Here is a 25,932-nt window from a genome sequence, read left to right as displayed (position 1 = left end):
AAGCGCCGCGCACGATCGACCTCAGGCCTGGTGGCCCACCGCCACCGCTGCACCCCTCCCGCCGGGGGCCGCCCGGCCCCCTCCGGCACCGGCGCCGCCGCTCGCGGCCCCCGACGCGCGCGGCCCAGAAGCAGAAAGTGGATCATGACGACTCTGTCCGAACCGCCCGCCCGGCAGCACTCCCCCTCCGAAACCCGGCTGCGGGTGGTGCTGATGCTGGAGATCCAGGACGGCGCCCAGCAGCGCTTCATGGACGTGTACGAGCAGCTGCGCCACCAGGTCGCGACCGTGCCCGGCCACGTCAGCGACCAGCTCTGCCAGTCCATCAACGACCCCCGCCAGTGGCTGATCACCAGCGAGTGGGAGGACCAGGAGACCTTCCTGGAGTGGGTGGACAGCCCGGCCCACCGGGAGATGGTCAAGCCGATGCACGGCTGCGTCAGCGACACCTTCCGCTCCCTGCGCTACGCCATCCTCCGGGAGACCTCCGCCGCCGGCGCCACCGGCAGCCGCCAGCCGGTGGAGGTGCCGTCCGACCTGCCGCGCACCGCCCCCGCCGGACAGGCCGGCCCGCCGAAGGCCGACCCGGGCCCGGACGGCGTGGTCCGGCACGCGCTCACCTTCACCGTCAAGCCCGGCAGCGCGCCGGAGGTGGCCCGGATCCTGTCCGGCTACACCTCGCCCCGCGCGGAGGTGGACGGGACCACCCGGCTGCGCCGCACCTCGCTGTTCATGCACGGCAACCGGGTGGTCCGCGCGGTCGAGGTGATCGGCAGCCTCGGCGACGCGCTGCGGCACGTCGCCATGCAGCCCGAGGTGCGGGCCGTCGAGGAGGCGATCAACCCGTACCTGGAGGAGGCCCGCCAGCTGGGCGACCCGCAGGCGGCGCGCGCCTTCTTCGCCCGGGCCGCGCTGCCGGCCGCCAACCAGGCCGTCGCCGGCTCCCCCGCCTCCGGGCGGCTGCACCGGCACGCGGTGCTGTACCCGGTGAAGCCCGGCAACGGGAAGGCGGTCACCGACCTGCTCGCCGACTACGACGAACTGGCCACCGCCGACCCGACCGGCCCGGTCGCCGCGAGCACCGTCTTCCACCGCGAGGACGTCGTGGTGCGCCTGGTGGACCTGCGGCTGCCGCCGGAGGCGGACCCGGCGGCGACGCTCGGCGTGGCCGGCGAGCGCGAGGCCACCGTGCTGGGCCGGCTGCTCGACCTCGGCCCGGAGGGCGACCTGCGCACCGACGCCGGACTGCGCGCCTTCCTCGCCGCCCGCAGCATGAACCCGGTCACCGACCGGACCTCCCAGGACTCCTGACCACCACGCACCCCGGCAAGAGAAGCCCCGGCAAGCAGCTCCGGCAAGTAGCTCCGGCAAGAGAAGGAAGAACCCATGTCCACGCAGTACCCACGGATCGTGCACGTCTCCGAGGCGCCGGAGAACCGCCGGCGCGGCGGCGACCTGCGCGCCATGCTCACCCCGACCACCTGCGGCGCCACCAGCGGGTTCATGGGCCTGGCCATCGTGCAGCCCGGCGAGCGGATCGGTGAGCACTACCACCCGTACTCCGAGGAGTTCGTCTTCGTCGTCACCGGTGACCTGGAGGTGGACCTGGACGGCGAGACCCGGGTGCTCAAGCCCGAGCAGGGCCTGATGATCCCGATCAACATGCGCCACCGGTTCCGCAACGTCGGCGACTCGGTGGCCAAGATGGTCTTCCACCTCGGCCCGCTCGCCCCGCGCCCCGAACTCGGCCACGTCGACACCGAGGAGACCGGGCCGGTGGTCAACTCGGGGCCGCCGGAACACGCCAAGGTGGGTTCGTGAGCCGCCGTCGGGTCGCCGTCACCGGTATCGGCGTGGTCGCGCCCGGAGGGGTCGGGGTCCCGGCGTTCTGGGACCTCCTCACCGCCGGGCGGACGGCGACCCGGGGCATCACGCTCTTCGACCCCGCCGGGTTCCGCTCCCGGATCGCCGCCGAGTGCGACTTCGACCCGGCGGCCCACGGGCTCGGTCCGGACGACGTCCAACGGGCCGACCGCTACGTGCAGTTCGCGATGGTGGCGGCCGACGAGGCGCTCGCCGACGCCGGGCTCGACCTCGCCGCCGAGGACCCGTGGCGGATCGCCGTCTCGCTCGGCACCGCCGTCGGCGGCACCACCCGCCTGGAGCACGACTACGCCCTGGTCAGCGCCGGCGGCGCCCGCTGGGACGTCGACCACCGGCTCGCCGAGCCCCAGCTGCACCGGGCCTTCGCGCCCAGCACGCTCGCCTCGGCGGTCGCCGAACGGACCGGCGCGCACGGCCCGGTGCAGACCGTCTCCACCGGCTGCACCTCCGGTCTGGACGCCATCGGCTACGGCTTCCAGGCGGTCGAGGACGGGCGCGCGGACATCTGCGTCGCCGGCGCCTCCGACTCGCCGATCTCGCCGATCACCGTCGCCTGCTTCGACGCCATCAAGGCCACCAGCGAACGCAACGACGACCCGGCGCACGCCTCCCGGCCGTTCGACGCCCACCGCGACGGCTTCGTGCTCGGCGAGGGCGGCGCCGTCCTGGTCCTGGAGGAGCTGGAGCACGCCCGCCGGCGCGGCGCGCGGATCTACGGCGAGATCGGCGGGTTCTCGACCTTCGGCAACGCCTACCACATGACCGGCCTCACCCAGGAGGGGCTGGAGATGTCCCGGGCCATCGACCACGCGCTCGCCCACGCGCAGGTCGACCGCACCGACGTCGACTACGTCAACGCGCACGGCTCGGGCACCAAGCAGAACGACCGGCACGAGACGGCGGCCGTCAAGCGCTCGCTGGGCGAGCACGCCCGCCGGACGCCGATGAGTTCGATCAAGTCGATGGTCGGGCACTCGCTCGGCGCGATCGGCGCCATCGAGGTGGTCGCCTGCACCCTCGCGCTGCACCGCGGCGTGGTGCCGCCGACCGCCAACTACGAGACGCCCGACCCGGAGTGCGACCTCGACTACGTGCCGCGCACCGCGCGGGAGCTGCCGCTGCGCACCATCCTGTCGGTCGGCAGCGGATTCGGCGGATTCCAGTCCGCCGTCGTGCTCACAAGAACGGGGTGAGAACCATGACGTCACGTCAGCGGAACCGCCGGGCGGTGATCACCGGCCTGGGTGTGGTGGCGCCGAACGGCGTGGGGGCCGATGCCTTCTGGAAGGCCACCCGGCAGGGCGTGAGCGTCCTCGACCGGATATCCCGTGAGGGCTGCGCGGACCTCCCGCTGCGCATCGCGGGCCAGGTACGGGACTTCGACCCCCGGGCCACCATCGACAGCCGCTACCTGGTGCAGACCGACCGGTTCACGCACTACGCGATGGCCGCCGCCGACCAGGCGGTGGCGGACGCCGGCTTCGTCCCCGACCCCGAACAGCCCTACGCGGTCGGCGTGGTGACCGCGGCCGGCTCCGGCGGCGGCGAGTTCGGCCAGGGCGAGCTCCAGCAACTCTGGGGCAAGGGGCCGCAGTTCGTCGGCCCCTACCAGTCCATCGCCTGGTTCTACGCGGCCAGCACCGGCCAGATCTCCATCCGCGGCGGCTACAAGGGCCCGTGCGGGGTGGTGGCCAGCGACGAGGCCGGCGGCCTGGACGCGATCGCGCACGCCGCCCGGGCCGTCGAGAACGGCACCGACGCGGTGGTGGTCGGCGCCGCCGAGGCCCCGCTCGCGCCGTACTCGATGGTCTGCCAGCTCGGCTACCCCGAGCTGAGCCTCGCCGACCGGGCCGACCGGGCCTACCTGCCGTTCTCCCCCGACGCGGCCGGCTTCGCCCCCGCCGAGGGCGGCGCGATGCTGCTGCTGGAGGACGAGGCGACCGCCCGCCGGCGCGGGGCCGCCGTCCGGGCGCACGTCGCCGGCCACGGCGCGACCTTCACCGGCGCCTCCCGCTGGGCGGAGTCCCGGGAGGGCCTGGCCGCGGCGATCCGGATCGCCCTGGAGCGCGCCAGGATCGCGGCGGAGGAGGTCGACGTGGTCTTCGCCGACGCCCTCGGCGTCCCGGCCGCCGACCGCGCCGAGGCCCTGGCGCTGGCCGACGCGCTCGGCCCCTACGCCGAACGGGTCCCGGTCACCGCCCCCAAGGCCGGCACCGGGCGGGCCTACTGCGGCGCGCCCGCGCTGGACACCGCCGCCGCCGTGCTCGCCATGGAGGACGGCGTGCTGCCGCCCACCCCCAACGTCACCGAGGTCGCCCACGAGCTCGCCCTGGTGACCGGCCGCGCCCGCCCGGCCGAGCTGCGCACCGCGCTGGTGCTCAGCCGCGGGCTGATGGGCTCCAACGCGGCACTGGTGCTCCGGCGCGGCGAGCCGTCCTGACTCCCGTCCCCGCTCCCCCGAGCCCCTGCTCCCCCGATCACCCGATCACCCGATCACCCGCCCAGACACTCGCTCACCACTCGCTCGCAACGAAGGGACACCCCCGTGAGCAACACCCTCAACTATCCCGAACTCGCGGCGCTCATCCAGGCCCGGGCCGGCGTCGTGATCGACCCGGCCGAGCTGGAGCGCCCCGGCGCCGCCTTCGACGAGTTCGGCGTGGACTCCCTCGGCCTGCTCGGCGTGGTCGGCGAGCTGGAGAACCGGCACGGCGTGAAGGTCACCAACGGCGCGGAGTCGGCCAAGACCCCGGCCGAGTTCCTGGACCTGGTCAACTCCGCCGTCACCGCGAAGGCGGGTGCCTGAGATGCCCGGACACACCGACAACGAGATCGTCATCGCGGCCCCGCTCGACCTGGTCTGGGAGATCACCAACGACCTGGAGAACTGGCCGCAGCTGTTCAGCGAGTACGCCTCCGTCGAGGTACTGGAGCGCGAGGGCGACCGGGTGCGGTTCCGCCTCACCATGCACCCGGACGACGACGGCAAGGTGTGGAGCTGGGTCTCCGAGCGCATCACCGACCGCACCGAGCTGGCGGTGAGCGCCCGGCGCGTGGAACCCGGCCCGTTCGAGTTCATGGACATCCGCTGGGAGTACGCCGAGGTACCGGCCGGCACCCGGATGCGCTGGGTGCAGGACTTCGCGATGAAGCCCACCGCGCCCGTCGACGACGACGGCATGGTCAACCACATCAACCGCAACTCGCGGATCCAGATGCAGCTGATCCGCGAGAAGGTCGAGAAGAAGGCGGCGGAGGTCTGATCATGGCATCCCCCGTGACCACCCCCGGGAGCGTGCCCGGGACCGCGCAGACCCACCGCGCCCTGATCGTCGCCCGGATGAAGCCCGACGCGGCCGCCGGCATCGCCGAGGTGTTCGGCGAGTCCGACAACCGGGGCGAACTGCCGCACCTGATCGGCGTGACGGGCCGGAGCCTGTTCCAGTTCGGCGACGTCTACCTGCACCTGATCGAGGCGGACCGCCCGCCGGGCCCGGCCGTCGCCCAGGTGGCCGGCCACCCCGAGTTCCGGGCGATCAGCGACGCGCTCACCGCGTACGTCCAGGCGTACGACCCGGCCACCTGGCGGGGGCCGAAGGACGCGATGGCGCGCGAGTTCTACCGCTGGGAGCGGCGCGGCTGAGGGCGCGCCGGCCGTGGTCGGGCGGACACCCCGGGACCGGAGAGGTCCCGGGGTGTCCGCCGTGCTCAGCCGGTGGCGGGCCCGGCCGTCATCGCGGCGAGCACGCCGCGCCAGTCCTCCCCCGGCTCCGGGCGCAGCGCCCCGGCCAGCGCGTCGGCCCGGTAGCGCCAGGGGCGCAGCAGCTCCGGGTCGGCGTCCGGGCCGTGCGCCACGGGGCTGGACGAGCCGAGCAGCCGGACCAGTTCGGCGGTGAAGTCGGCCCAGGAGACGTGGCCGGTGACCGCGTTGACCACCCGGCCCGGCGCCCGGACGGCGCTCTCGGCGACGGCCCGGGCGAGCGCCGCCGAGTGCACCCAGGCCGCGCCCGACCAGCCGGCGTCCGCGGGCGGCAGGAGCAGCGGCCGGCCGGCCAGCGCGGCCTGGTAGAGCGCGCCGGTGGCGCCCCAGCGGAGCTGGTCGCGCAGCCGCCGGTGCGGGCCCCAGACGATCGGCGAGCGGACCACGCCGACCGGGCCGCGGGCCCGCGGGGCGGCGTCCAGCAGGATCCGTTCGCAGTCGAGCTTGGCCCGGCCGTACGGGCTGAGCGGTCCGGAGGAGGGGGCGCCCTCGGGGACCTCGCCCGGGGCGGGGCGGCCGTAGGCGTCGATGCTGCTGACGAAGACGAACCCGGCGGTGCCGCGCCACCCGTCGACCAGGGCGCGCATCGCGGCGAGGTCGACGGCGTGCTCGGTGAAGGTGCAGGCGGCGTGGATGACGGTGTCCGCGCCCTCGACGGCCCGGCGCAGGCTGTCGAGGTCGGCGAGGTCGCCCTCGGCCGGTTCGACGCCGGCGCCGGCCACCAGGTGGGCCGACTCGGGGCGGACCAGCGCCCGCACCGGGCGGCCCTGGGCGAGGAGTTCCTGCAGCACGGCGGCGCCGACGCCCCCGGTGGCGCCGGTGAGCAGCACCGTCCCGGCCGGCGCGGAGCGCGTCGTGGTCCGGCGAGCGGTGCCCTGCTGCTCGGTGGTTCGGCGTTCGGTGCTCCGGCGTTCGGCGGCGCGGGTGGCGAGCAGGGCGGCCAGGGCGTGCGGGGTGCGCCGTTCCAGGACGTCGAGGCCAGTCAGCGGCAGGCCCAGCCTGCCGCGCAGCCGCTCGGCCAGCTGCACCGCCACCAGGGAGTGGCCGCCGAGCCGCAGGAAGTCGCCGTCCGCCGCCGGGCGCGTACCGAGCAGGTCGGCGAAGGCGTCGAGCACGGCGCTCAGGTGGGCGGTGGCGAGGCCCGGGAGGCGGGTGGGGTCGAGGGTGCCGTCGGGGCGGCGCGGGATGCGGTCCAGCAGCGTGACGGCGAGCGGGAGTCGGGTGGGCGCCGCGAGGTGGCGGCGCAGGGTGGCGCGCAGTTCGGCGCCGGTGGGGGCGACCGGGCCGCGCACGCTCGCGTAGGCGAGGGCCGGGCCGTGGTCGGCGAGGTGGAGGGCGGCGTCGGTGACCCGGGGGTCGGCGAGCAGGGCGGTGACGGCGGGGTGGTCGCTCGCGGCGGGCGCGGACGTGGGCGCGGGCGCCGTGAGCCGTTCGCCGGGGAGCCGGGAGAGCGGGCGGTCGGCATCGGCCGCCACCGCGGTGAGCAGGTCGGCGAAGGCGGCGTGCAGACGGCGGCCGGTCGGCTCGTCCAGGGCCGCCGGGTCGTGCTGGAGCAGGCAGCGCGGCCGGGGGCCGTCCTCGACCAGCAGGGTCAGGCCGAACTTGGCGAGGGCGAGGTCCACCTCGACCGCCTCCGCCGTGAGGCCGGGCAGCGCCAGCGGCTCCGGCGGGCGGACCAGGTCGCAGCTCACCGCGAGCAGCGGGGTGCCGTCCTCGCCCCGGGCCGCGGGGCCGAGGCGCTCGACGACCAGGTCGAAGGGCACGTCGTGGTACTCCTGGGCGTCGAGCAGGGCGGTGCGGACGGCGGCCAGCACCTCGGTGAAGGCCGGGTCGCCGCCGGGCCCGGGCAGGTGGGCGCGCACGGGCAGGGTGTTGACCTGGAGGCCGACCAGCCGGCGCAGTTCGGGCCGGGCGCGGTGGCCGCCCGCGCAGCCGAGGACGAGGTCGGACCCGCCGGTGGCGGTGCGCAGGGCGGCGAAGGCGGCGGCCAGGACGACCGTGAACGCCGTCGCCCCGTGCCGGGCGCCGAGCCGGCGCAGGCCGTCGAGGGTGTCGGCGGCGAGCGGGGCGGCGTGCAGGACGGCGCGGCGCTCGGGGGTGCCCGGCGGCACGGCGCGCAGCAGGGGCAGCGGACGCGCGCCCGCCAGCCGGGCGGCCCGCTCGGCGGCCGCGGCGGCGAGCCGGTCGTCGTCCGCGCGCTCCCAGCGGGCGTAGTCGGCGTACTGGAGCTCCGGTTCGGGCAGCCCGGACGGGCGGCCCTCGACCGCGGCGGCGTAGAGCGCGGCGAGGTCGGCGGCGAGGACGGGCAGGGAGGAGCCGTCCACGGCGATGTGGTGGAGGGTCAGCAGCAGGGTGTGGTCGTCGGGGGCGTGCCGGACGGCCAGGGCGCGCAGGACCGGGCCGGTGGCGAGGTCGAAGGGCCGGGCCGCCTCGGTGCGCAGCAGGGCGCCGGCGGCCTCGGGCGTGGCGTCGCGGACGGGCAGCGGGACGGGGGCGGCGGGCGCGGTCTCCTGGAGGGGGCGCTCGTCGTCCTGCCGGGCGTAGCGGGTGCGCAGGACGTGGTGGCGGGTGGTGAGGGCGGTCAGCGCGGCGGCGAGGGCGTCGAGGTCCAGCGGGCCGCGCAGCCGGGTGGCGAGCGGGACGTGGTAGCGCGGGCCGCCCTGGCCGAGGCGCTCCATCAGCCACATCCGCTGCTGGGCGTGGGAGAGCGGGGCCGGGCCGGGGCCGGTGCCGCGGGTCACCGGGCCGGGGGGCACCGGGCCGGGTCGGGTGGTGGGCACGGAGGCACGGCGGCGGGCGCGGCGGAGCAGGTCGGCCTGGGCTGCCTGGGCTGCCTGGTCGGCGGGGGCGGTCATCGGGCGGGCTCCTCGGGGCTCTTCGCGGACTCGGCGGAGTCGGCGGCCTGCGCGGCTTCGGCGGCTTCGGCGGCTTCGGCCGCCAGCAGGGCGCGTTCGAGCAGTGCGGCCTGGCCGGCGACGGTCGGGTGGTCGAGGAAGTCGCCGAGCGGCAGGTCGACGCCGAGGTCCTCGCGGAGGTCGTCGACCACCCACATGGCGAGCAGCGAGTGCCCGCCCTCGGCGAAGAAGTCGGCGTCCGCGGCCGTCACCTCGTGCTCCAGAGCGCGCGACCAGGCGGCGGCGACCACCTGCTGGATCGGCGTCAGCGCGGCGGAGGCCGGCGGGTCGTCCGGGCCGGGCCCGGTGCCGCCCGGGCCGGCGTCGTCGGCGGCCAGCGCGCGCCGGTCGACCTTGCCGGTGCCGGTGAGCGGCAGGGCGTCCAGCACCGTCCAGGCGGTGGGCACCATGTGGGCCGGGAGCCGTTCGGCGAGTCGGCGGCGCAGCGCCTCGGGTACGGGGCGGACGCCCTCGGCGGGGACGATGCAGGCGGTGAGGGCGGCGTCCTCGCGGCCGGCCCGGCGGACCACGACCGCCGCCTCGGCCACCTCGGGAAGGCTCCGCAGGGCGTGTTCGACCTCGCCGGGCTCGATCCGGAAGCCGCGCACCTTCACCTGGTCGTCCAGCCGGCCGTGATACTCCAGCACGCCGTCGGGGCGCCGGAGCACCCGGTCGCCGGTGCGGTAGGCGCGCCCGGCGCCGGGAAGGTCGGCGAAGCACTCGGCGGTCAGCTCGGGCCGGCCGAGGTAGCCGAGCGCCACCCGCTCGCCCGCGATCCACAGTTCGCCGCGGGTGCCGTCGGGCACGGGCCGGCGGTGCTCGTCGAGGACCAGCGTCCGGGCGCCGCCGAAGGGGCGGCCGATCGGCACCGGTCCGGTGCCGTCGGCGGGCCGGACCCGGTGCAGGGTGGTGAAGGTGGTGGCCTCGGTGGGGCCGTAGACGTTGAACAGGTCGAGCCACGGGAAGGCCCGCAGCACGGCGAGGGCGTGTTCCGCGGAGAGCGCCTCGCCGCCGGCCAGCACGGTGCGCAGCACACCGAAGATCCGCGAGCGGCGGGCCGCCAGCTGGTGGAACAGCGCGGTGGTGAGGAAGGCGGTGGTGACGCCGAACCGCTCGACGTCGCGGGCGAGTTCCTCGGCGCTGGGGCGTTCGGCCGGGCAGAGCGCGACGGCGGCGCCGCGCGCCAGCGGGCCCCACAGCTCGAAGGTGGCGGCGTCGAAGGCGACCGGCGAGTGGTGCAGCACCCGGTCGCCGGGGCCGAGGGCGGGGCCGTCGGCGGCGGTGACCAGGTCGGTGACGGCGCTGTGCGGGACGAGGACGCCCTTGGGGCGGCCGGTGGAGCCGGAGGTGTAGTAGACGAGGGCGGCCGCGTCCGGGGCCGGGGGCCCGGGCGGGTGCGGCGTCACGGGGCCGGCGGCATCGGGTGCGGTGGGGCCGAGTTCGCCGAGGACCAGGACGTGCTCCCCGGGCAGGCCGGCCTCGGCCAGCAGCGCCTTGTCGCCGAGGGTGAGCCGGACGTCGGCGCCGTCGAGCATGGCGCGCAGCCTCGGCCGCGGGTAGGCCGGGTCGAGCGGCACGACGTGGCCGCCGGCCCACCAGACGGCGAGCTGGGCGACCGGGAGGCGGGCGGCCCGGGCGCACAGCAGGCCGACGGCGGTGCCCGGGCGGACCCCGCGGGCGGTCAGCTCGGCGGACAACCGGGCGGCGGCGGTGGTGAGTTCGCGGTAGGTGAGGGGGGCGCTGCCGTCGGTGACGGCGAGCGCGTCGGGGCGCTCGGCGGCCTGCCGGGCGACGAGCGCCGGGACGGTGGCCGGGACGGTGGTGGCGGTGGTCGTGGCGGCGGGAGAGGTCATGAGGAGGTCAGCCTTCCGAGCGCCCCGGCGGCGTGCCGGGGCGCTCTGCGAGGGTGGGAAGAGGACGGGGAGGCGGCCGGTCAGCCGGCGGCGCTCGTACGGCGCTCGTCGAGCAGCCGCGCGACGGCGCGCAGGTCCGGCTGGCGAAGCAGCAGGGGGGCGCGCAGTCGCACGCCGCACTCCTCCTCCAGGGCGGCCAGCAGCCGGGCCGCGGTGACGGAGGTGCCGCCCGCGTCAAGGAAGTTGTCGGCGAGGGTCAGGCCGGTGCGGCCGAGCAGTTCGCGGCAGAGCCGCAGGACGGTCCGCTCGGCGGGCGTGGCCCGCTCCTCCCCGGGCTGCGCGCCGCCCTGGCCGCCCTGCTGGGCGGCGGCCTCCTCGGCCTTGAGCAGCGCGGCCCGGTCGATCTTGCCGTTGGCGTCCAGCGGGAAGGTGTCGACCAGCCGCAGGACGCTCGGCACGGCCTGCTCGGGCAGCCACGCCCGCACGGCGTCCAGCAGCAGGGCGCCGTCCGCCGGCTCGCCCTCGGCGGCGGGCTGGGCGAAGGCGAGCAGCTGGGCGCCGCCGGCCGGGGCCGGGCGGGCGACCACGGCGGCGCGCCGCACCCGGGGGTCGCGTTCGAGGGCGGCCTCGACCTCGGCCGGCTCGATCCGCACGCCGCTGACCTTGACCTGGTCGTCCAGCCGGCCGAGGAACTCCAGCACCCCGTTCGGGCGCATCAGGACCCGGTCGCCGGTGCGGTAGACCCGGTCGGTGCCGTCGACCTCGTCGGGCGCGGAGACGAAGCGCTCGGCGGTGAGGCCGGCGTCGAGGTAGCCGATGGCCAGGCCCCGGCCGCCGATCCGCAGTTCGCCGGCCTCGCCGCGCGGCAGCGGGCGGCCGTGCTCGTCGGTCACCAGGACGATCGCGCCGGGGATCGGGCGGCCGATCGGCGGCGCGCCGGTGCCGTGGCCGACACCCGGGGCCATGGTGTGCACGGTGGTGACCACGGTGGCCTCGGCCGGGCCGTAGGCGTTGTGGACGGTCGCGGTGACGTCCGGGCCGGGGGCCCGGCGCAGCCGGTCGCCGCCGATCATGAGGTGGCGCAGCGGCAGGCCGCCGGGCCAGGGGCGGTCCAGGACGGGCTCGGCGAGCGGGGTGGGCAGCACGCCGACGGTGATGCCGGCGGCGCGCCACCAGTCGGTGAGCGCGGCCGGGTCCCAGCGGACCGCGTCGGGGGCGACGACCAGCGCCGCGCCGGAGCTGAGGGCGGCCCACAGCTCCATCAGGTGCGGGTCGAAGGCGACGCCGATGAGCAGGCTGTGCCGGTCGCCGGGCCCGAGGCCGGTCAGCTCGCGGTACCAGGTGAGCAGGGCGCCGAGTGCGGTCGGGCCGACGGCGACGGCCTTGGGCAGGCCGGTGGAGCCGGACGTGAGCACGGTGTACTGGGTGCCCTTGGGGGCCCGCACGGCCTGCGCGCCGCCGGTCCGCGCCGGGTCGGCGAAGGCGGCCACCACGCCGTGCGCACCGGGGGCGGTGAGCGGGCGGTGCCGGCCGTCCCGATGGGCGGGCGGCAGCAGCGCCGGGTCGCCGACCAGGCAGACGGGGCGCAGCTGTTCGGCGACGGCCCGCAGCCGGCGCTCGCCGGGGCGCGGTCCGAGCGGCAGGTGGACGGCGCCGAGTCTGGCGACGGCCAGGGTGGTGGCGACCAGCGCGGCGGAGTGGTCGAGGCAGAGCCCGACGAGGTCGCCGGGCCGTACCCGCTCGGCCAGCTGACCGGCCACCTCGTCGGCGAGGCGGTCGAGTTCGGCGTAGCCCAGGGTCAGGTCGCCGTCGATCAGGGCGGGGGCGTACGGGGTGCGGCGGGCCCAGCTGGTGAACAGGTCGAGGACGGCGCCGTCGCGGTGCGGGCGGCCGTGGGCGACGGAGAGGCCGGGCAGCAGCCCGGGCACGGGGCGGGCCTGGGTGGTGGTCATGGTCAGTCCTCCGGACGTCGGTCGATGGTCGTCGGAACGGGGTCAGCCCAGACCCATGGCCCGGGCCACGATCACCTTCTGGACCTCGGAGGTCCCCTCGATGATGGTCGTCATCCGGACGTAGCGGTAGAGGTACTCCAGCGGATGGCCGCGCACCCAGCCGGTGGCGCCGTGCACCTGGAGCGAGCGGTCGACGGCCCGGACGGCGGTCTCGGAGGAGGTCAGCTTGGCGAGCGCGGCGTTCTCGGGGGCCTCGGTGCCGTCGTCGACCAGGCGGGCGCAGGCGAGGGTGAGCAGCTTGGCGGCCTCGACCTCGGCGCGGGTGCGCACCAGGTGCTCCTGGACGTGCTGGTAGTCGCCGATCGGCTGCCCGAAGGCCCGCCGCTCGCGGGCGTACTCCACGCCGAGGCGCAGCGCGTACTCGGCGATGCCGTTGCACATCGCGGCGACCACCAGGCGGCCCCGGGAGAGGCTGTCCATGGCGAGCCCGGTGGCGGCGCCGACGCCCGCCTCGCCGCCGATGACGCAGTCGGCCGGGGCGTACAGCCGGTCGAGGGTCAGTTCGAAGAGCGGCTCGCCGGACATGCCCTCGTAGCGCTGGCCGATGCGCAGCCCGGGGTGGTCCATGGGCAGCACGAAGGCGGTGGCGCCGGCGGTCGCCCCGGCGCCGTCGCCGAGGTCGGTGGCGGCGACGACGAGCGCGAGGTCGGCCCGGTCGGCGTTGCTGACGAAGGTCTTGCGGCCGTTCAGCAGCCAGCCGTCGCCCTCGCGGACGGCGGTGGTGGTGAGCCGGAAGGCGTCGGAACCGGCCTGTGGTTCGGTGAGCGCCAGACAGCGGGTGCGCTCGCCGCGGACCAGCGGGACGAGGTGGCGCTCGATCTGCTCGGGGGTGCCGTGGCGCAGCAGCGGGCTGGGGCCGTCGGAGCCGGCCAGCGCGTAGGGGGCGAGCGGGCAGCCGCTGCGTCCGGCGGCGTGGTGCAGCTGCACGACGGCGGTGAACGGCATGCCGGAGCCGCCGAGTTCCTCGGGGTAGTCGCCGGCGTAGAAGCCGAGGGCGGCGGAGCGCTTGCGCACGTAGGCGCGCAGGTCGGCCGGCGGCTGTTCGGCGGACTCGGCCAGTTCGGCGGCGAGCGGGTCGAGTTCGCGGCGGACGAAGCTCTCGAAGGCGTCGGTGAGCTCGCGGTGCTCGGCTTCGAGGACGGCGGACGGCGCGGAGAGGCCGGGGGCGGAGGTGAGGGGTGTGGTCGGGGTCACTTCTGAGCTCCGGTCAGGGCGCGGGCCTGGTCGGCCAGGACGGGGTGCTGGAAGAGGGTGCGCAGTGGGGGGCGGGTGCCGAGGCGCGGCTCCAGCCAGGCGGCGAGCCGGGCGGCGAGCAGCGAGTGGCCGCCGACCTCGAAGAAGTGCGAGTCGGCGGTGAACCGGTCGTGGCCGAGCACCTCGCGCCAGGCCTCGGCCACCAGCGACTGGCCGGGATCGGCGAAGGCGCGCTCGGCCGGGCGCGGGGCCGGGTCGGCGGTGCCGGGCGCCTCGGCGGCCAGCCGGGCGAGGGCCGTCCGGTCGGGCTTGCCGCCCGGCAGCAGCGGCATGGCGTCCAGCGCCGTCCAGCTCGCCGGGACGAGGCCGGCCGGCAGCCGGCGGGCCAGCGCCGCGTGCAGGGCGGGCTGGTCGGGCTGCGGGCCGCCGTCGAGGAAGCCGAGCAGGCGGGGGCCGGCGGTCGCGTCGTGGTGCAGCACGACGGCGCAGGAGCGGCCGCCGAGTTCGGCGGAGGCGGCGGCCTCGATCTCCTCCAGCTCGATCCGGAAGCCGCGCAGCTTGACCTGGTTGTCCTGGCGGCCGAGGAAGCGCAGCCGGCCGTCGAGGTCGCGGTAGCCGCGGTCGCCGGTGCGGTAGACGCGCTCGCCGCCGAGCGCGGGCGGGGTGGTGAACCGGGCCTCGGTGGGCTCCGGCAGGCCGAGGTAGCCGTCGGCCACCACCGCTCCCCCGATGGCGAGTTCGCCGACCGCGCCGGGCGGCAGCGGCTGTCCGCCGGCGTCCAGCACGTGCACCCGGACGCCGGGCAGTTCGGTGCCGAGCGGGATCTCGGCGGCATCGCGGGCGTCGGCGGCATCGCGGGCGACGGCGTCCCCGGTGTCCTCGGCGAGGTCTGTCGCGGTGACCTCGTGCACGGTGGAGGTGACGGTGGCCTCGGTGACGCCGTAGGCGTTGAGAACGGTGACGGCGGTGCCGTCGGTCAGCCCGCGCAGGGCGCGCGCGGGCAGCCGTTCGCCGCCGAGCACCAGTAGGCGCGGGGACCAGCGGCCGTCCGCGAGCGCCTCGCGCAGGTCGTCGCGGACGGCGAGCGCGTAACTGGTCGGCAGGTTGGCGACGGTGACGCCGCGGGCGGCCAGCACGGCGACCAGTTCGGGCCCGGTCGGCACCTCGCGCTGCGGCACCACGAGGGCGGCGCCGGCCACCAGCGAGGGCAGCACCTCCTCCAGGGCCACGTCGAAGGAGGGCCGGGCGAACAGCAGCACCCGGTCGGCGGGGCCGAGCCCGTAGCGGGCGGCGAGCGCGGTGGTCCAGCGGGCGAGCGCGCCCCGCCCGACCAGGACGGGCTTGGGCACGCCGGTGGAGCCGGAGGTGTGGATCACGTAGGCGGCGCCGTCGAGCACGGCGGCGGGCTCGGCCTTGGGGAACGGCGGGCCGTCCAGCAGCGCCGGGGTCAGCTCGCCGGGCAGGGCGAGCGCGCTCTGCCGGGTGGCCAGGACGAGCGCGGGGGCGAGCCGGTCCAGCAGCAGGCCGAGCCGGGCCTGCGGGTCCTCGGCGGAGAGCGGCGCGTACACGGCGCCGTGGCGCAGGCAGGCGAGCAGGGCGACGACGCTGTCCACGCCGCGCGGCAGGACGGTGGCGACCGGCTGGCCCGGGGTCACCCCGGCGGCGCGCAGGCGCTCGACGAGTTCGCCGACGCGGCGGTCCAGGTCGCCGTAGCTCAGGCGCTCGGAGCCGGCGAGCAGGGCGAGCGCGGTGGGGTCGTGGGCGGCGGCCGGGTCGAGGTCGGCCGGCTCGGGGGCGGGGGCTGCGGCCGGTTCCCGGGAGGGTGGCGCGGCGAGGTCGGCGAGCGGGGCGTCCGGGCCGTCGAGGTAGCCGCGCAGCAGGTCGAGCAGCCGTTCCGCGAGGAGGCTCGCGGTCGGCTCGCCGAAGAGGTCGGCGTCGTAGTCCCAGACCAGGGTCATCCCGGCCGCGCCGTGCTTCTCGCCGACCACCCGGCGGTCGTCGGGCAGCAGCACGAGGTCGAGGTCGAAGCGGGTGGTGCCGGTGTTGAACCCCTCGTACAGCGAGACCTCCAGGCCGGGCGCCTGGACGTCGGGCAGCGGCGCGTCGTGCGCGCTGAACATCACGTCGAACAGCGGGTTGTCGCTGCCGCCGGTGTGCCGGCCGAGCGCGCGGGTCAGCTCCTGGACGGGGACGTCCTGGTGCGGCAGCGCGCGGAACAGCACGTCGGTCACCTCGTCCACCGCCTCGGTGCCGGGGGCGGCCGGGTCGAGCCGCAGGCGCAGCGGCACGGTGTTCACGAACATTCCGACGGTGCCCTCGAACCCGGGCGGGCGGTTGCCGACCGCGGTGCCGACCACCAGTTCGCGGTGGCCGCTGTGGCGGCGCAGCAGTTCGGCGAAGAGCGTGAGCAGGGTGGAGAACGGGGTGTGCCCGTCGGTCCTGGCGCGCTCGCGCAGCCGCTCGGCGAGGTCGGCTCCGATCGACTGGCGCAGCTGTCCGCCGCGGTGGCGGCGGGGCGCGCCGGGGCGGGCCAGGCCGGGCAGCGTCAGGTCGAGCGGGGCGTCGGCCAACTCGCCGGTCCAGTAGGCGAGTCCGCGTTCGCGGTCGGCCTGCCGGGCGGCGCCGGCGGCGCGCACGTGGTCCTCGTAGGAGGGGGCGGCGGGGAGCGTGACGGTGTCGGCGGCGCCGAGCACGTGCGCGCGGTAGACGGTGAACAGGTCGCGCAGCAGGATCGCGAAGGAGTGGCCGTCGTGCACGAGATGGTGCTCGACGTGGATGAGCCGGTGGTGGTCGGCTCCGAGCCGGGCGAGGTGCCAGCGCAGCAGCGGGGCCTCGGTGGTGTCCAGCGGCTCCTCGGCCTCGGCGGCGAGCAGGGCGCGGAACGCGGCCTCGGGGTCGGGCTCGGCGCCCAGGTCGCTGGTGCGCAGCCTGGGTTCACCACGGGGGCCGACCCGCTGCAGTGGCAAGCCCTCGGCCTGCTCGACCAGTTCGAGCCGCAGGCCGGGGTGGTGGGCGAGCACGGCGGTCAGGCCGGCGCGCAGCGCGTCGGTGTCGAGCGGGCCCCAGAGGTCGAGGGCGGCGGTGAAGTTGTAGGCGCGGCTGCCGGGCAGCAACTGCTCGTGCAGCCAGACTATTTCCTGCGAGGAGGACAGCGCGAACATGGGCAACTCCCTTGTGGTGTCGGGTTGTTGTTCGGTTCGACAGTGCCAGGGGCGGGCGGTTCGGGGCTCGCCCCGGGCCGGGCGCGCCGGGGGTGGTGGCGGGCTCGGCGGGGTGGTCGGGGCGCACCGGGGTGGCGCGCGGGCGGGGTGGTCGCTGAGCTCGGGCGGGTGAAAGGTGACGGGTGGCTGGGCGGTGGGCGGTGGGCGGGTGGCGGCGCGGCGGGCGGGCGGGGTCCCGCCGGGATCAGACGGGCGCGCCGAGGTGGCGGCGCAGGGTGGCGAGCAGGGTCGCGAAGGCCGCTTCCGCCGCGGCGCCCGGGTAGCGCTCGCGGTCCCAGGCCAGCCGGACCAGCAGGTCCTCCCCGTGCGAGGCGGAGACCGCGAGCGGCGCGGCGAGCGGGCGGCCCGCCAGGTGGACCTCCCGCCCGGCGGCGCCGGCGAGCAGCAGCGGCGGGCGGCGGTGCAGGTCCTCGAAGGTGAGCAGCCCGTCGAGCGCGCCGGACCAGCTCGCCCCGGCCGAACGGGCGGCGCGCACCACCTCGTCGTACGGGGTGTCCGCGTGGTCCAGGTCGTCCCACCAGTCGGCGCCGAGCGCGTCGAGGTCGCGGGGCGGGCCGGGTGGCGCCGGGTGGACGAGGGTGTTGAGGAAGCAGCCGAGGACGGGGGCCGCGTCGGCCGGGCGGCCGCCCCACGGGTAGCCGAGCGCCAGCACCCGCTCGCCACCGCCGTCGAGGTGGTGCGCGGCGGCCGCCACGGCGTCCAGCAGCGCCGGGAAGACCCCGCCGCGGGCGGCGCCGGTCACCGCGGGCAGCCGCTCGACGGCCATGCCCGTCGACCAGGCGGCCCCGGCCGGCCGCTCCCCCCGCGGGGGGTCGCCGAGCGCGCCGAGCCGGGCGGCCCAGTGGGCCTGCGCGGCCGCGCCCGCGGCGTTCGCCTCGGCGGCCAACTGGCCTTCGACGGCTGCCCGGTAGGCCTCGACGGCCTCCGCCGGGACGGTCAGCCCGGCCGCGCCCGGGGCGCCGTCGTCCTCGGCGTAGGCGGCGCTCAGCCCCTCGGTGACCAGGCCGAGCGACTGCTCGTCGCAGGCGGCGTGGTCCAGGGCGACGGCGAGCAGTTCCTCCTCGTCGTCCGGCGCGGCCGCCAGCAGCAGCCGCAGCACCGGGCCGTCGGCCGGCCAGTCCAGCAGGGCCCGGCGCAGCGCCGACCGGGCCGGTCCGTCCGGCTGCCCGGGCTCCGGGGGCGCCGCCGGACCGGCCGCCGGGTCGACCGCCCGGTCCACCGGCACGTGGGCCACCTCGACGGAGGGCTCGCCCAGCCGCAGCACCGGGGTGCCGCGCAGCACGGTGAACTCGCCGCGCAGCGCCGGGTGCCGGCCGGCCAGCCGCAGGGCGGCGCGGCGCAGCCGGGGCAGGTCGACGGTGCCGCGCGGGAAGGCGAAGAACAGCGGGACGACGTCCGTCCGGCCGCGCGGGTCACGGCGGCGGGTGATCAGGAAGCGGCGCTGGGCGCCGGTGAGCGGGAGCAGCACCGCCGGGGCAGCCTCGGAGGCGGCGGCGAGGGACCGGTAGCGGGTGAGGTAGGCGGCCGTGATGCTGGAGTGCACGGGAGGTCTCCGCTTCGGTCGGTTCAGGGAGTTCGGTGGGCGGCGGGGGCGCCCTCGGATGCACCGCCGGGCGCGGCGGGCGCGTCGGGCGCGGCGGGCGCAGCGGGCGCGTCGGGCGCGGCGTCGGGCGTGTCCGCTTCCGGCGGCGCGGACGGCAGGTCGCGCAGGCCGCGCAGCGGCGAGAGCAGCAGCGGCACCGGTACGACCAGGAAGCCCGCCGCGCAGAGCCAGAGCGCGGCGCGCGGACCGGCCGCGTCGGCGACGGCGCCGCCGAGCAGGGCGCCGAGCGGCAGGGTGCCCCAGACCAGGAACCGCATGGTGGCGTTCATCCGGCCGAGCAGCCGGGGCGGGCACAGGCCCTGCCGGAAGCTCACCTGGGCGACGTTGTAGACCACCGCGCCGAACAGCGCCACCACCCCGCCGGCCGCGAACAGCACCGGCCCGGCTCCGCCGTCGGCGAGCGGCCACAGCAGCGCGAAGGGCGCGGTGACCAGCGGGGCGAGCCAGATCAGCCGGGCCTGCCCGACCCGCGCGGCCAGCCGGCCCGCGCAGAGCGCACCGGCGAGCCCGCCGACCGCCGTGACCGAGAGCAGGATCCCGATCGCGCCCGGTGACAGGTGCAGCACCCGCACCCAGAAGACGGTCTGCACCGCCATCAGCACCGCGCCGAACAGGTTGGACAGCGCGGTGGTGGCCGCGATCACCCGCAGCAGCGGGTGCCCGGTCACGAAGCGCAGGCCCTCGGCGACGTCCGCGCGCAGCGAGCTCCCGGGCTCGGGCCGGGGCGGCCGCTCCTCGGCGCGGATCCGGCCGAGCAGCAGCGCCGAGAGCAGGTAGCCGGCCGCGTCGACGATGATCGCCAGTGGCGCGCCGAGGAGTTGGACCAGCCCGCCGCCCAGGCCCGGCCCGGCGATCTGCGCGGAGGAGCGGACGGTCTCGATCGCGCCGTTGCCCGCCACCAGGCGCTCGCGCGGCAGCAGCACCGGGAGGAAGGACTGGTGGGCGACGTCGAAGAAGACCGTCGCGACTCCGGTGACCAGGGCCACCAGGTAGAGCTGGAGCAGGCTGAGCGCGTCCGCCGCGGCGGCGAGCGGGATGGAGCCGACGGCCAGGCAGCGCAGGACGTCGGAGCGGACCAGCACGGGCAGTTTGCGCATCCGGTCCAGCCAGGCGCCGGCGGGCAGGCCGACCAGCAGGAAGGCGGCGGTCTCGGCGGCGGTCAGCAGGCCGACCTGGAAGGGTGTGGCGTCGAGCTCCACCACCGCCACCAGCGGCAGCGCGACCAGGGTGACCTGACTGCCCGCCTGCGCCGCGACGGCTCCCGAGAGCAGGAGCCGGAAATCGCGGCGGGCCGGCGTGTCGGCGTGGGACGGGCGAGGCTTTTCGTTCATCAGCACGACCCTCGGTTACCGATTCGCTACCGGGCAACCGGCTGGCCGGATTCCGGCCCCCGCCCGATTCGACCGGATACCGCCGCCTCCTCGGCCCTCCCCCGTCCGCGGCCCGCACCGCCCCGTCCGGCCCGGCGCCGGCCCTCGCGGGCGCGACCAGCGGCAACGCCCGGACCGGCGCCCGCGCGCCGGGCGTCCATTCCGGCGTCCGCTATCCGGACCACTGTTTTCGCGCCAGCGGACGGTGATCCTCAACTTGGCCGGAACGCAAGCGGTACTGACGCTGCGTCACCCGGCAGTGGTTCCGGCGTGATATCCGCACGCGCGTGCCCCCTGGGCCGGAGAGTCGGTCCGGGGGGCACGGGGCGCGTCGGGCGGTACGTTCGGTACGCCGGGCGGTTGGCCGAACGGTGGGCCGGGCGGTACGTCGGGCGGTACGTCGGGCGGTACGTCGGGTACGCCGGGCGGTTGGCCGAACGGTGGGCCGGGCGGTACGTCGGGCGGTACGTCGGGTACGCCGGGCGGTTGGCCGAACGGTGGGCCGGGCGGTACGTCGGGCGGTACGTCGGGGGCGCGTCAGGCCGGGTCGAGCCCGGCGTCCGGGGTGCGGCCCGCCTGGGCCTGCTCGATGCGCTCGACCAGCATCGCGGCGAGCCGCCGGGTGCCCGCCGGGTCCACCGGGCCGCCCTCGGTGGTGACGGTGGCGACCACCGTGCCGGAGCGGATCACGATCGCCACGCCGTCCCGGCCCGCCAGCTGGCCCTGGAACGCGCGGCTCTCCGTCCCCAGCGGGCCGACGTCGGCCGGGCCGTACTTGGTGGTGTCGCCGTAGGCCGCGTACGCCTCCTTGAGGCGGTCCTGGGCCTGGGTCCGGCCGGGCAGGGTGTCGACGCCGAAGCGGACGGTCACCTCGCCGGCCCCGAACCGGGCCTGCCCGCTCAGCGGCTTGCCGGTGCACGGCGTGGCGGCGGTGCAGGTGGTGGCGTGGTCGGCGGTGTCGACCCGCCGCTTCTCCTCCTCCCATCCGGCCATGGCCTTCTGGTCGGGCAGCAGCTGCGCGACCAGCGCGGAGTCGAGCAGCGGGGTGTCCGAGTCGGGTCCGGCGGCCGACTGCCCGCCGCCGGACGTTCCCGCGCCGGCCGGTCCGGTGGCGGACGGTCCGGTGGCGGACGGTCCGGAACCGGAGCCGCCCGCTGCCGCCGCGCCCGCGCCCGCGCCCGCGCCGGACGATCCGGTGCCGGCCGTCGCGCCCGGGGCCGGCGCACCGCCCGCCGCGGCCCCCGGCGCCGGGGAACCGCCCGCCGGGGCGCCGCCCGGGGTGCCGCCCGGAGCCGTCGAGGTGCCGGCGGTGGCGCCGGCGCCCGCGTCGGCCGTAGTACCGGGGCTCGCCGAAGCCGCCGGGGCGCCCTTCGCCGTGTCCCCGGAGTGTGCCGAACTCCCCGAACCGCAGGCCGCCACCGCCGCCAGCAGCACACCCGTCGCCGCCGCAGCGGCCACCTTCCGACCGGCCGTGCCCATGTCCGCCCCTCTCGTGTCCGTGGCCCCTCAAGATAGACGCGCCCCCGGGCGGCCGGTCCCCCGGGGCGGGCGGTCAGCCCCGGGCGGACGGGGTGGCCCCGGGAGCGCCCGGCGGGAGCGGCTCGACCCCGGTCACCCGGCTGACCCTGGTCGGCTCGATCAGCACGACCACCCGCCGCTCCCCCGGGATGCCCCAGCCGTAACGTTCGACGCCAAGGTAGGTGCGGGCCAGCCGGTCCATGTTCCGCTCGGCCTCCTCGCCCTCGACGAAGCGCACCACCCGCCCCCGGATCTGCACCCGGTCGTACGGGTCGGCGGGGTCGGCGAGCGACAGGCAGACCCTCGGGTCCCGCCGCAGGTTCCGCTCCTTGACCCGCCCCACAGAGGTGTTGAACAGCAGCAGGTCCCCCTCCATCCCCACCCACATCGGGCTGACGTGCGGCGACCCGTCGGCGTTGACCGTGCCGACGTACCAGATGTGCCCCGCCGCGATCCGCTCCCGGACGTCCTTCGAGATCTCGACCATGCGCCCAGTCTGCCCGTCCCCGGCCGGCCGCACGCCGCTGCTCCGCTCCCCGTTCCTCCCCGGCGGCGGTGGTCACCCGGACCGCCCAGGGCACTCGGGTGAACACGCCCGGGACATCCACCCGAAGGGCTCACCGGCCGGGCCGCCGCTGCCGCCTTCCGGTGGCACCGGCGGCCACCGTGGTTGACGTTGGATCAGGCGCCCACCCCGTGAGTCCCCTGGCCGACGACGTGTCGGCGATCGCGGGAAACGCGCCGGAAGGATCATCATCATGCGTTCTGCACGCACGCTGCTCGCCGGGGCCGCCGTCGCGGCGGTCCTCACCGTCGGTGCCCCGCTCGCCTTCGCCGATGGCGCCTCCGACCAGGGCAAGAACCTGACCTGGCAGGAGAAGCAGGACAAGGCCGCCAGCGCCGAGGGTCAGAAGACCTGGGAGGAGAAGCAGAAGGGCTCCTCCGGCACCGAGGAGCAGAAGGCCCCCGAGGCCAAGGGTTCCGAGAGCAAGGGCTCGGAGGACAAGGGCTACGAGGCCAAGGGCGAGGAGAAGGCCCCGCACGGTGGCGTGCACACCGGCGGCGGCGGGCTCGCGCTCTCCGGCGGCGGCCTCGCCTCCGGTGCGGTCCTGCTGCTCGGCGGTCTCGGGGCCGGCGCGATCGCGCTGCGCCGCGGCCGCCGCACCGGCGACGCCACCATCTGATCCCGCGCCGTTCCCGCCGCCGCCCCGTCGTGGCCCGCGCCCCGTGCGCCGGGCTCGATGGGGCGGCGTGCGGGGCGGCGCTTCGCCGTGTCGGGCCCGCGGTCTCGGGAGCGCGGGCCGTGGAGAGGAGTACGAGCGACGATGGCCGGTCTGATCCCCGGGACGTCCCGGATGCTGCGCGCGGGCATGGGGGCGGCAGCGGTCGGTCTGCTGCTGATCTACAACTCGGTGGACACCGTCCCGGCGGACGGGTCCGCAGCAGGGCAGGCCGGGCCCCCGGCCGCCACGGCCCCGGCGGCGGGCGGGGCCGACCCCTCGGCGGGCGGGGCCGTCGGGCCCGCCCCGGCCGCGCCGGTCAAGGCGGCGCCGCCGCTGGACCGGTCCGTGCCGGCCCGGCTGCGGATCCCGCAGATCAACGTGGACGCCCCCTTCACCGAGCTCACCCTGAACCCCTCCGGGCAGCTCAACCCCCCGCCGCCGGAGGACAAGAACCTGGTCGGCTGGTACCGCGGCGGCGTCTCGCCGGGCGAGCGCGGCGCCGCGGTGGTGGCCGGGCACGTCGACACCAGCAAGGGGCCGGCGGTGTTCCTGCTGCTCAGCCTGATGCTGCCGGGCAACAAGGTGGAGGTCCAGCGGGCCGACGGCACCATCGCCGTGTTCGCGGTCGACGCCGTGGAGACCTTCGCCAAGGACGCCTTCCCCGACCAGCGGGTCTACGGGAAGACGCCCGACGCCCAGCTCCGGCTGATCACCTGCGGCGGCACCTACGACAAGCAGCGCCGGGACTACCTCGACAACGTGGTGGTCTTCGCGCACCTGGAGTCCTCCCGCAAGGCGTGAGCGGCTCCGGCGGCACCGCGACCGCCGGCCCCCCTGTGGAAGGGGACCGGCGGTCGCGGTGTGCGGGCGGGGTGGCACGGCCCCGGACGGCGCGGCCCTGGACGGGTCAGCCGCGGACGACGGCCTCGAAGGCGTGCAGGTACGGGTTGACCGGGCGGACCTCGCGGACCTCCAGGCCGGCCTCGGTCATCAGCCGGGCCATGCTCGTCTCGGAGTGCTTGGCGCCGCCGACGTTGAGCATCAGCATGAGGTCCATGGCGGTGGTGAACCGCATCGAGGGGCTGTCGTCCACCAGGTTCTCGACCACCACGACCCGGGCGCCCGGGCGGGCCGCCGCGACCACGTTGGCCAGCGTGCGCCGGGTGCTCTCGTCGTCCCACTCCAGGATGTTCTTGATGATGTAGAGGTCGGCGACCACCGGGATGTCCACCCGGCAGTCGCCGGGCACCAGCCGGGCCCGGGCGGCGAACGCGCCGCCCTCGCGCAGCCGGGGGTCGGCGCCGGCGACCACCTTGGGCAGGTCGAGCAGGGTGCCGTGCAGCGCCGGGTGCTTCTCCAGCAGGCTGGCGAGGACGTGGCCCTGGCCGCCGCCGATGTCCACCACCGAGTCGACGCCGGTGAGGTCGAGGTAGGCGGCGAAGTCGGCGGCGGACTGCCGGCTGGAGGTGGTCATCGCCTTGTCGAAGACCTTGGCGGACTCGCCGCCTTCGCTGTGCAGGTAGTCGAAGAACTCCTTGCCGAACAGCTCGGGGAAGACGTTGCGGCCCGAACGCACCGCCTCGTCCAGCTTCGGCCAGGCCTCCCAGGTCCACGGCTCGGTGCACCACAGGGAGATGTAGCGCAGGCTGTTCGGGGCGTCCTCGCGCAGCAGCCGGGACATCTCGGTGTGGGCGAAGCGGTCGCCGTCGAGCTCCTCGAAGATGCCGTAGCAGGTGAGGGCGCGCAGCAGGCGGCGCAGCTGCCGGGGCTCGGTGCCGAGGTCGGCGGCGAGGTCGGTGACGGTGGTGGGGGTGTCGCCGAGCGCGTCGGCGGCACCGAGCCGGGCGGCCGCGCGGACGGCGGCGGCGCAGGCGGCGCCGAAGACGAGCTCCCGCAGGCGCATGGCGGCCTGCGGGGTGGTGGCGGGTGCGGTGGTCATGGACCGTTTCTCTGCTTTCTGCGGGAACGGGATGGCGCAGGGCTTCGGGGGACTCGGGGCTTCGGGGGCGTCGGAGGGGTGGGCGGGGGTGTCGGGGGGACGGGCCCGGGGGCGGACGGACCGGTCAGCAACGGCCGGCGGGCTCGGAGACCGCGCACTGGTTGCGGGTGAAGGCGTTGTCGGTGCCGGTGTCGCGGTCGGCGAGGTCGGCCGGGCCGTTGCCGAGCACGAGGTTGTCGGTGACCGTGTTGCGGGCGTTGGCCACGCCGACCACGCTGGGCACGAGCACGATCCCGCCGGAGAACGGCGAGGCGCCGACGTTGTCGCGGACCTCGTTCTCCGTCACCGCCGTCTCCTCGGCACCGGTGAGCACGATGCCGGCGCCCTGGATGTGGTCCAGCCGGGGGTTGGGCGGGCAGTAGCGGTTGTTGGCGACGACCTGGTTGCGGGTGACGGTGAGCGCGCCGGCCCGGGGCACGCCCTCGTCGCCGACGACGAAGACCCCGCCGCAGTTGCCGTGGATCCGGTTGCGGTCGATGCTCAGGTCGCGCAGCCGGCGCACGGTGACGCCGATCCGGTTGTCGGTGAGCAGGTTGTCCCTGACCAGGGTGCCGTCGGTGGACAGGGCGCCGCCCTCGCTGTCCACGGAGTTGGCGAGGAAGACGCCGGACTGGCCGTTGCGGGCGGACTCGTTGGCGGTGATCACGCCCCGGGTGGACTTCTCCTGGCTGATGCCCTGCTGCGCGTTGTCGTGGACGTAGGTGGCGCGGACGGTCAGGCCGGTGGTGCCGGTGGCGTTGATGCCGTTCTTGCGGAAGCCGGTGACGGCGAGCGCCTCGACGGTGACCCCGGCGAGCGGCCGGCTGTCGGTACCGACCACGCAGAGGCCGTGACCGACGGCGGAACAGGCCGCGGCGAGGTCGGCGGCGGACAGGGTGGACGTGGCGGGAGCGGCGGGAGCGGCGGGAGCGGGCGCGTCCGCCGCCGGGGCGGGCGCGGCGGCGGCCGGCTCGGCCGGGAGGATGACGCTGTCCGGGCCGGCGCCGCGCAGGGTGAGGCCGGGTGTGGTGATCCGGACGCTGCCCCGGTACTCGCCGGGCAGCAGCTGCACGGTGTCACCGGGAAGGGCGGCGTCGAGGGCCTGCTGAATCGATTCCCCGGGAAACACCACGTGCAGTTCGCCGGCGGCGTGCGCGGGCGCGGCGCCGACGGCGGTGAGGACGGTGGTCAGGGCGGTCGTGGCGGCGGCGGTGGCCGCGGCGAGGTGGTGGACCCGTCGCGTGGGCATGAGTGATGACCTGCTTTCTGGCACGCCGCCGCTTGGGAGCCCCGACGCGCGCGTGGGGGCCATCGGCACGGTGACGCAAGGTGAGCGGGGGTTGACGGCCGGTGGGTGTCGGCCGAATCGACGCTAGGTGCGCGCGGGTGCCCCCGCCACCAGGGTTGGGCTGCCGGGCTGAC

The 25,932-nt window shown here is 76.7% G+C and carries 20 protein-coding genes; 9 read left to right on the top strand and 11 right to left on the bottom strand.

All coding sequences use genetic code 11. The annotated features are described in order from the left end of the window. The first annotated feature begins 144 nt into the window (after positions 1-144). From ABT238_RS17200 to ABT238_RS17170, 7 genes are all read left to right on the top strand, one after another. On the top strand, positions 145-1,311 hold the full coding sequence (locus ABT238_RS17200; RefSeq protein WP_350762339.1) for a SchA/CurD-like domain-containing protein: 1,167 nt from the start codon (positions 145-147) through the stop codon (positions 1,309-1,311). A gap of 75 nt (positions 1,312-1,386) precedes the next feature. Continuing rightward, on the top strand, positions 1,387-1,821 hold the full coding sequence (locus tag ABT238_RS17195) for a cupin domain-containing protein (RefSeq protein WP_350561446.1): 435 nt from the start codon (positions 1,387-1,389) through the stop codon (positions 1,819-1,821). Beyond that, positions 1,818-3,077, top strand: coding sequence for a beta-ketoacyl-[acyl-carrier-protein] synthase family protein (locus ABT238_RS17190; protein ID WP_350762324.1), 1,260 nt, complete (start codon positions 1,818-1,820; stop codon positions 3,075-3,077). The genes ABT238_RS17195 and ABT238_RS17190 overlap by 4 nt, the downstream gene beginning before the upstream one ends. Positions 3,078-3,082: 5 nt before the next feature. Further along, entirely contained in the window at positions 3,083-4,324 is a 1,242-nt protein-coding gene (locus ABT238_RS17185) for a beta-ketoacyl synthase N-terminal-like domain-containing protein (RefSeq protein WP_350561442.1), read from the top strand. A gap of 105 nt (positions 4,325-4,429) precedes the next feature. Further along, positions 4,430-4,690, top strand: a complete 261-nt coding sequence (locus ABT238_RS17180; RefSeq protein WP_350561440.1) for an acyl carrier protein — start codon at positions 4,430-4,432, stop codon at positions 4,688-4,690. Position 4,691: 1 nt separating this feature from the next. After that, complete coding sequence (locus ABT238_RS17175) at positions 4,692-5,147, top strand: SRPBCC family protein (protein WP_350762303.1); 456 nt, start codon at positions 4,692-4,694, stop codon at positions 5,145-5,147. Between the two features lie 2 nt (positions 5,148-5,149). Beyond that, positions 5,150-5,527 carry a TcmI family type II polyketide cyclase gene (locus ABT238_RS17170; protein ID WP_350561436.1) on the top strand — a complete coding sequence of 126 codons (378 nt, stop codon included), beginning with the start codon at positions 5,150-5,152 and terminating at the stop codon, positions 5,525-5,527. Positions 5,528-5,592: 65 nt separating this feature from the next. Here the strand turns inward: ABT238_RS17170 and ABT238_RS17165 are convergent, their stop codons facing one another. The 9 genes from ABT238_RS17165 to ABT238_RS17125 form a co-directional block, all read right to left on the bottom strand. Further along, the gene (locus ABT238_RS17165) at positions 5,593-8,499 is read right to left on the bottom strand and encodes a condensation domain-containing protein (protein ID WP_350762292.1); all 2,907 of its coding nucleotides are present in this window, start codon (positions 8,497-8,499) and stop codon (positions 5,593-5,595) included. Further along, positions 8,496-10,391: a non-ribosomal peptide synthetase gene (locus tag ABT238_RS17160; RefSeq protein WP_350762278.1), complete on the bottom strand. Its 1,896-nt coding sequence runs from the start codon at positions 10,389-10,391 to the stop codon at positions 8,496-8,498. The genes ABT238_RS17165 and ABT238_RS17160 overlap by 4 nt, the downstream gene beginning before the upstream one ends. Positions 10,392-10,471: 80 nt before the next feature. Beyond that, positions 10,472-12,343, bottom strand: coding sequence for a non-ribosomal peptide synthetase (locus tag ABT238_RS17155; protein WP_350561430.1), 1,872 nt, complete (start codon positions 12,341-12,343; stop codon positions 10,472-10,474). 42 nt (positions 12,344-12,385) lie between these two features. Next, positions 12,386-13,597 carry an acyl-CoA dehydrogenase family protein gene (locus tag ABT238_RS17150; RefSeq protein ID WP_350762265.1) on the bottom strand — a complete coding sequence of 404 codons (1,212 nt, stop codon included), beginning with the start codon at positions 13,595-13,597 and terminating at the stop codon, positions 12,386-12,388. Beyond that, positions 13,594-16,758: a non-ribosomal peptide synthetase gene (locus tag ABT238_RS17145; protein WP_350561426.1), complete on the bottom strand. Its 3,165-nt coding sequence runs from the start codon at positions 16,756-16,758 to the stop codon at positions 13,594-13,596. Before ABT238_RS17145 ends, ABT238_RS17150 begins: the two co-directional genes overlap by 4 nt. A 244-nt stretch (positions 16,759-17,002) precedes the next feature. Further along, positions 17,003-18,361 (bottom strand): non-ribosomal peptide synthetase, encoded by a 1,359-nt coding sequence (locus ABT238_RS17140; protein ID WP_350762245.1) that lies wholly within the window; start codon positions 18,359-18,361, stop codon positions 17,003-17,005. A gap of 23 nt (positions 18,362-18,384) precedes the next feature. Continuing rightward, on the bottom strand, positions 18,385-19,752 hold the full coding sequence (locus tag ABT238_RS17135; RefSeq protein ID WP_350762234.1) for an MFS transporter: 1,368 nt from the start codon (positions 19,750-19,752) through the stop codon (positions 18,385-18,387). Positions 19,753-20,328: 576 nt separating this feature from the next. Next, positions 20,329-21,270, bottom strand: a complete 942-nt coding sequence (locus ABT238_RS17130; RefSeq protein ID WP_350762222.1) for a hypothetical protein — start codon at positions 21,268-21,270, stop codon at positions 20,329-20,331. 73 nt (positions 21,271-21,343) lie between these two features. Beyond that, on the bottom strand, positions 21,344-21,796 hold the full coding sequence (locus tag ABT238_RS17125) for a PPOX class F420-dependent oxidoreductase (protein ID WP_350561418.1): 453 nt from the start codon (positions 21,794-21,796) through the stop codon (positions 21,344-21,346). A gap of 271 nt (positions 21,797-22,067) precedes the next feature. Between ABT238_RS17125 and ABT238_RS17120 the strand changes: the two genes are divergently transcribed. Beyond that, positions 22,068-22,493 (top strand): hypothetical protein, encoded by a 426-nt coding sequence (locus tag ABT238_RS17120; RefSeq protein ID WP_350561416.1) that lies wholly within the window; start codon positions 22,068-22,070, stop codon positions 22,491-22,493. Between the two features lie 141 nt (positions 22,494-22,634). Next, positions 22,635-23,333, top strand: coding sequence for a class F sortase (locus tag ABT238_RS17115; protein WP_350561414.1), 699 nt, complete (start codon positions 22,635-22,637; stop codon positions 23,331-23,333). A gap of 106 nt (positions 23,334-23,439) precedes the next feature. Here the strand turns inward: ABT238_RS17115 and ABT238_RS17110 are convergent, their stop codons facing one another. Then, positions 23,440-24,471, bottom strand: coding sequence for a methyltransferase (locus ABT238_RS17110; RefSeq protein ID WP_350561412.1), 1,032 nt, complete (start codon positions 24,469-24,471; stop codon positions 23,440-23,442). A 124-nt stretch (positions 24,472-24,595) separates the two neighbouring features. Beyond that, positions 24,596-25,759 carry a right-handed parallel beta-helix repeat-containing protein gene (locus tag ABT238_RS17105; protein WP_350762198.1) on the bottom strand — a complete coding sequence of 388 codons (1,164 nt, stop codon included), beginning with the start codon at positions 25,757-25,759 and terminating at the stop codon, positions 24,596-24,598. Between the last annotated feature and the right edge of the window lie 173 nt (positions 25,760-25,932).

The organism is Kitasatospora sp. NPDC001527 (assembly GCF_040298605.1).
In the GTDB taxonomy this organism is placed as follows: domain Bacteria; phylum Actinomycetota; class Actinomycetes; order Streptomycetales; family Streptomycetaceae; genus Kitasatospora.
Note: the sequence above shows the minus strand (reverse complement) of the source record. Positions and strands in the feature narration are given on the sequence as shown.

Excerpts from the sequence above, each read along its gene's own strand:
- ABT238_RS17105 (WP_350762198.1), bottom strand. The coding sequence starts at position 25,759 with ATGCCCACGCGACGGGTCCACCACCTCGCCGCGGCCACCGCCGCCGCC.
- ABT238_RS17195 (WP_350561446.1), top strand. The coding sequence starts at position 1,387 with ATGTCCACGCAGTACCCACGGATCGTGCACGTCTCCGAGGCGCCGGAG.
- ABT238_RS17115 (WP_350561414.1), top strand. The coding sequence starts at position 22,635 with ATGGCCGGTCTGATCCCCGGGACGTCCCGGATGCTGCGCGCGGGCATG.
- ABT238_RS17155 (WP_350561430.1), bottom strand. The coding sequence starts at position 12,343 with ATGACCACCACCCAGGCCCGCCCCGTGCCCGGGCTGCTGCCCGGCCTC.
- ABT238_RS17185 (WP_350561442.1), top strand. The coding sequence starts at position 3,083 with ATGACGTCACGTCAGCGGAACCGCCGGGCGGTGATCACCGGCCTGGGT.
- ABT238_RS17110 (WP_350561412.1), bottom strand. The coding sequence starts at position 24,471 with ATGACCACCGCACCCGCCACCACCCCGCAGGCCGCCATGCGCCTGCGG.
- ABT238_RS17170 (WP_350561436.1), top strand. The coding sequence starts at position 5,150 with ATGGCATCCCCCGTGACCACCCCCGGGAGCGTGCCCGGGACCGCGCAG.
- ABT238_RS17165 (WP_350762292.1), bottom strand. The coding sequence starts at position 8,499 with ATGACCGCCCCCGCCGACCAGGCAGCCCAGGCAGCCCAGGCCGACCTG.
- ABT238_RS17175 (WP_350762303.1), top strand. The coding sequence starts at position 4,692 with ATGCCCGGACACACCGACAACGAGATCGTCATCGCGGCCCCGCTCGAC.
- ABT238_RS17145 (WP_350561426.1), bottom strand. The coding sequence starts at position 16,758 with ATGTTCGCGCTGTCCTCCTCGCAGGAAATAGTCTGGCTGCACGAGCAG.
- ABT238_RS17125 (WP_350561418.1), bottom strand. The coding sequence starts at position 21,796 with ATGGTCGAGATCTCGAAGGACGTCCGGGAGCGGATCGCGGCGGGGCAC.
- ABT238_RS17160 (WP_350762278.1), bottom strand. The coding sequence starts at position 10,391 with ATGACCTCTCCCGCCGCCACGACCACCGCCACCACCGTCCCGGCCACC.
- ABT238_RS17120 (WP_350561416.1), top strand. The coding sequence starts at position 22,068 with ATGCGTTCTGCACGCACGCTGCTCGCCGGGGCCGCCGTCGCGGCGGTC.
- ABT238_RS17130 (WP_350762222.1), bottom strand. The coding sequence starts at position 21,270 with ATGGGCACGGCCGGTCGGAAGGTGGCCGCTGCGGCGGCGACGGGTGTG.
- ABT238_RS17200 (WP_350762339.1), top strand. The coding sequence starts at position 145 with ATGACGACTCTGTCCGAACCGCCCGCCCGGCAGCACTCCCCCTCCGAA.
- ABT238_RS17135 (WP_350762234.1), bottom strand. The coding sequence starts at position 19,752 with ATGAACGAAAAGCCTCGCCCGTCCCACGCCGACACGCCGGCCCGCCGC.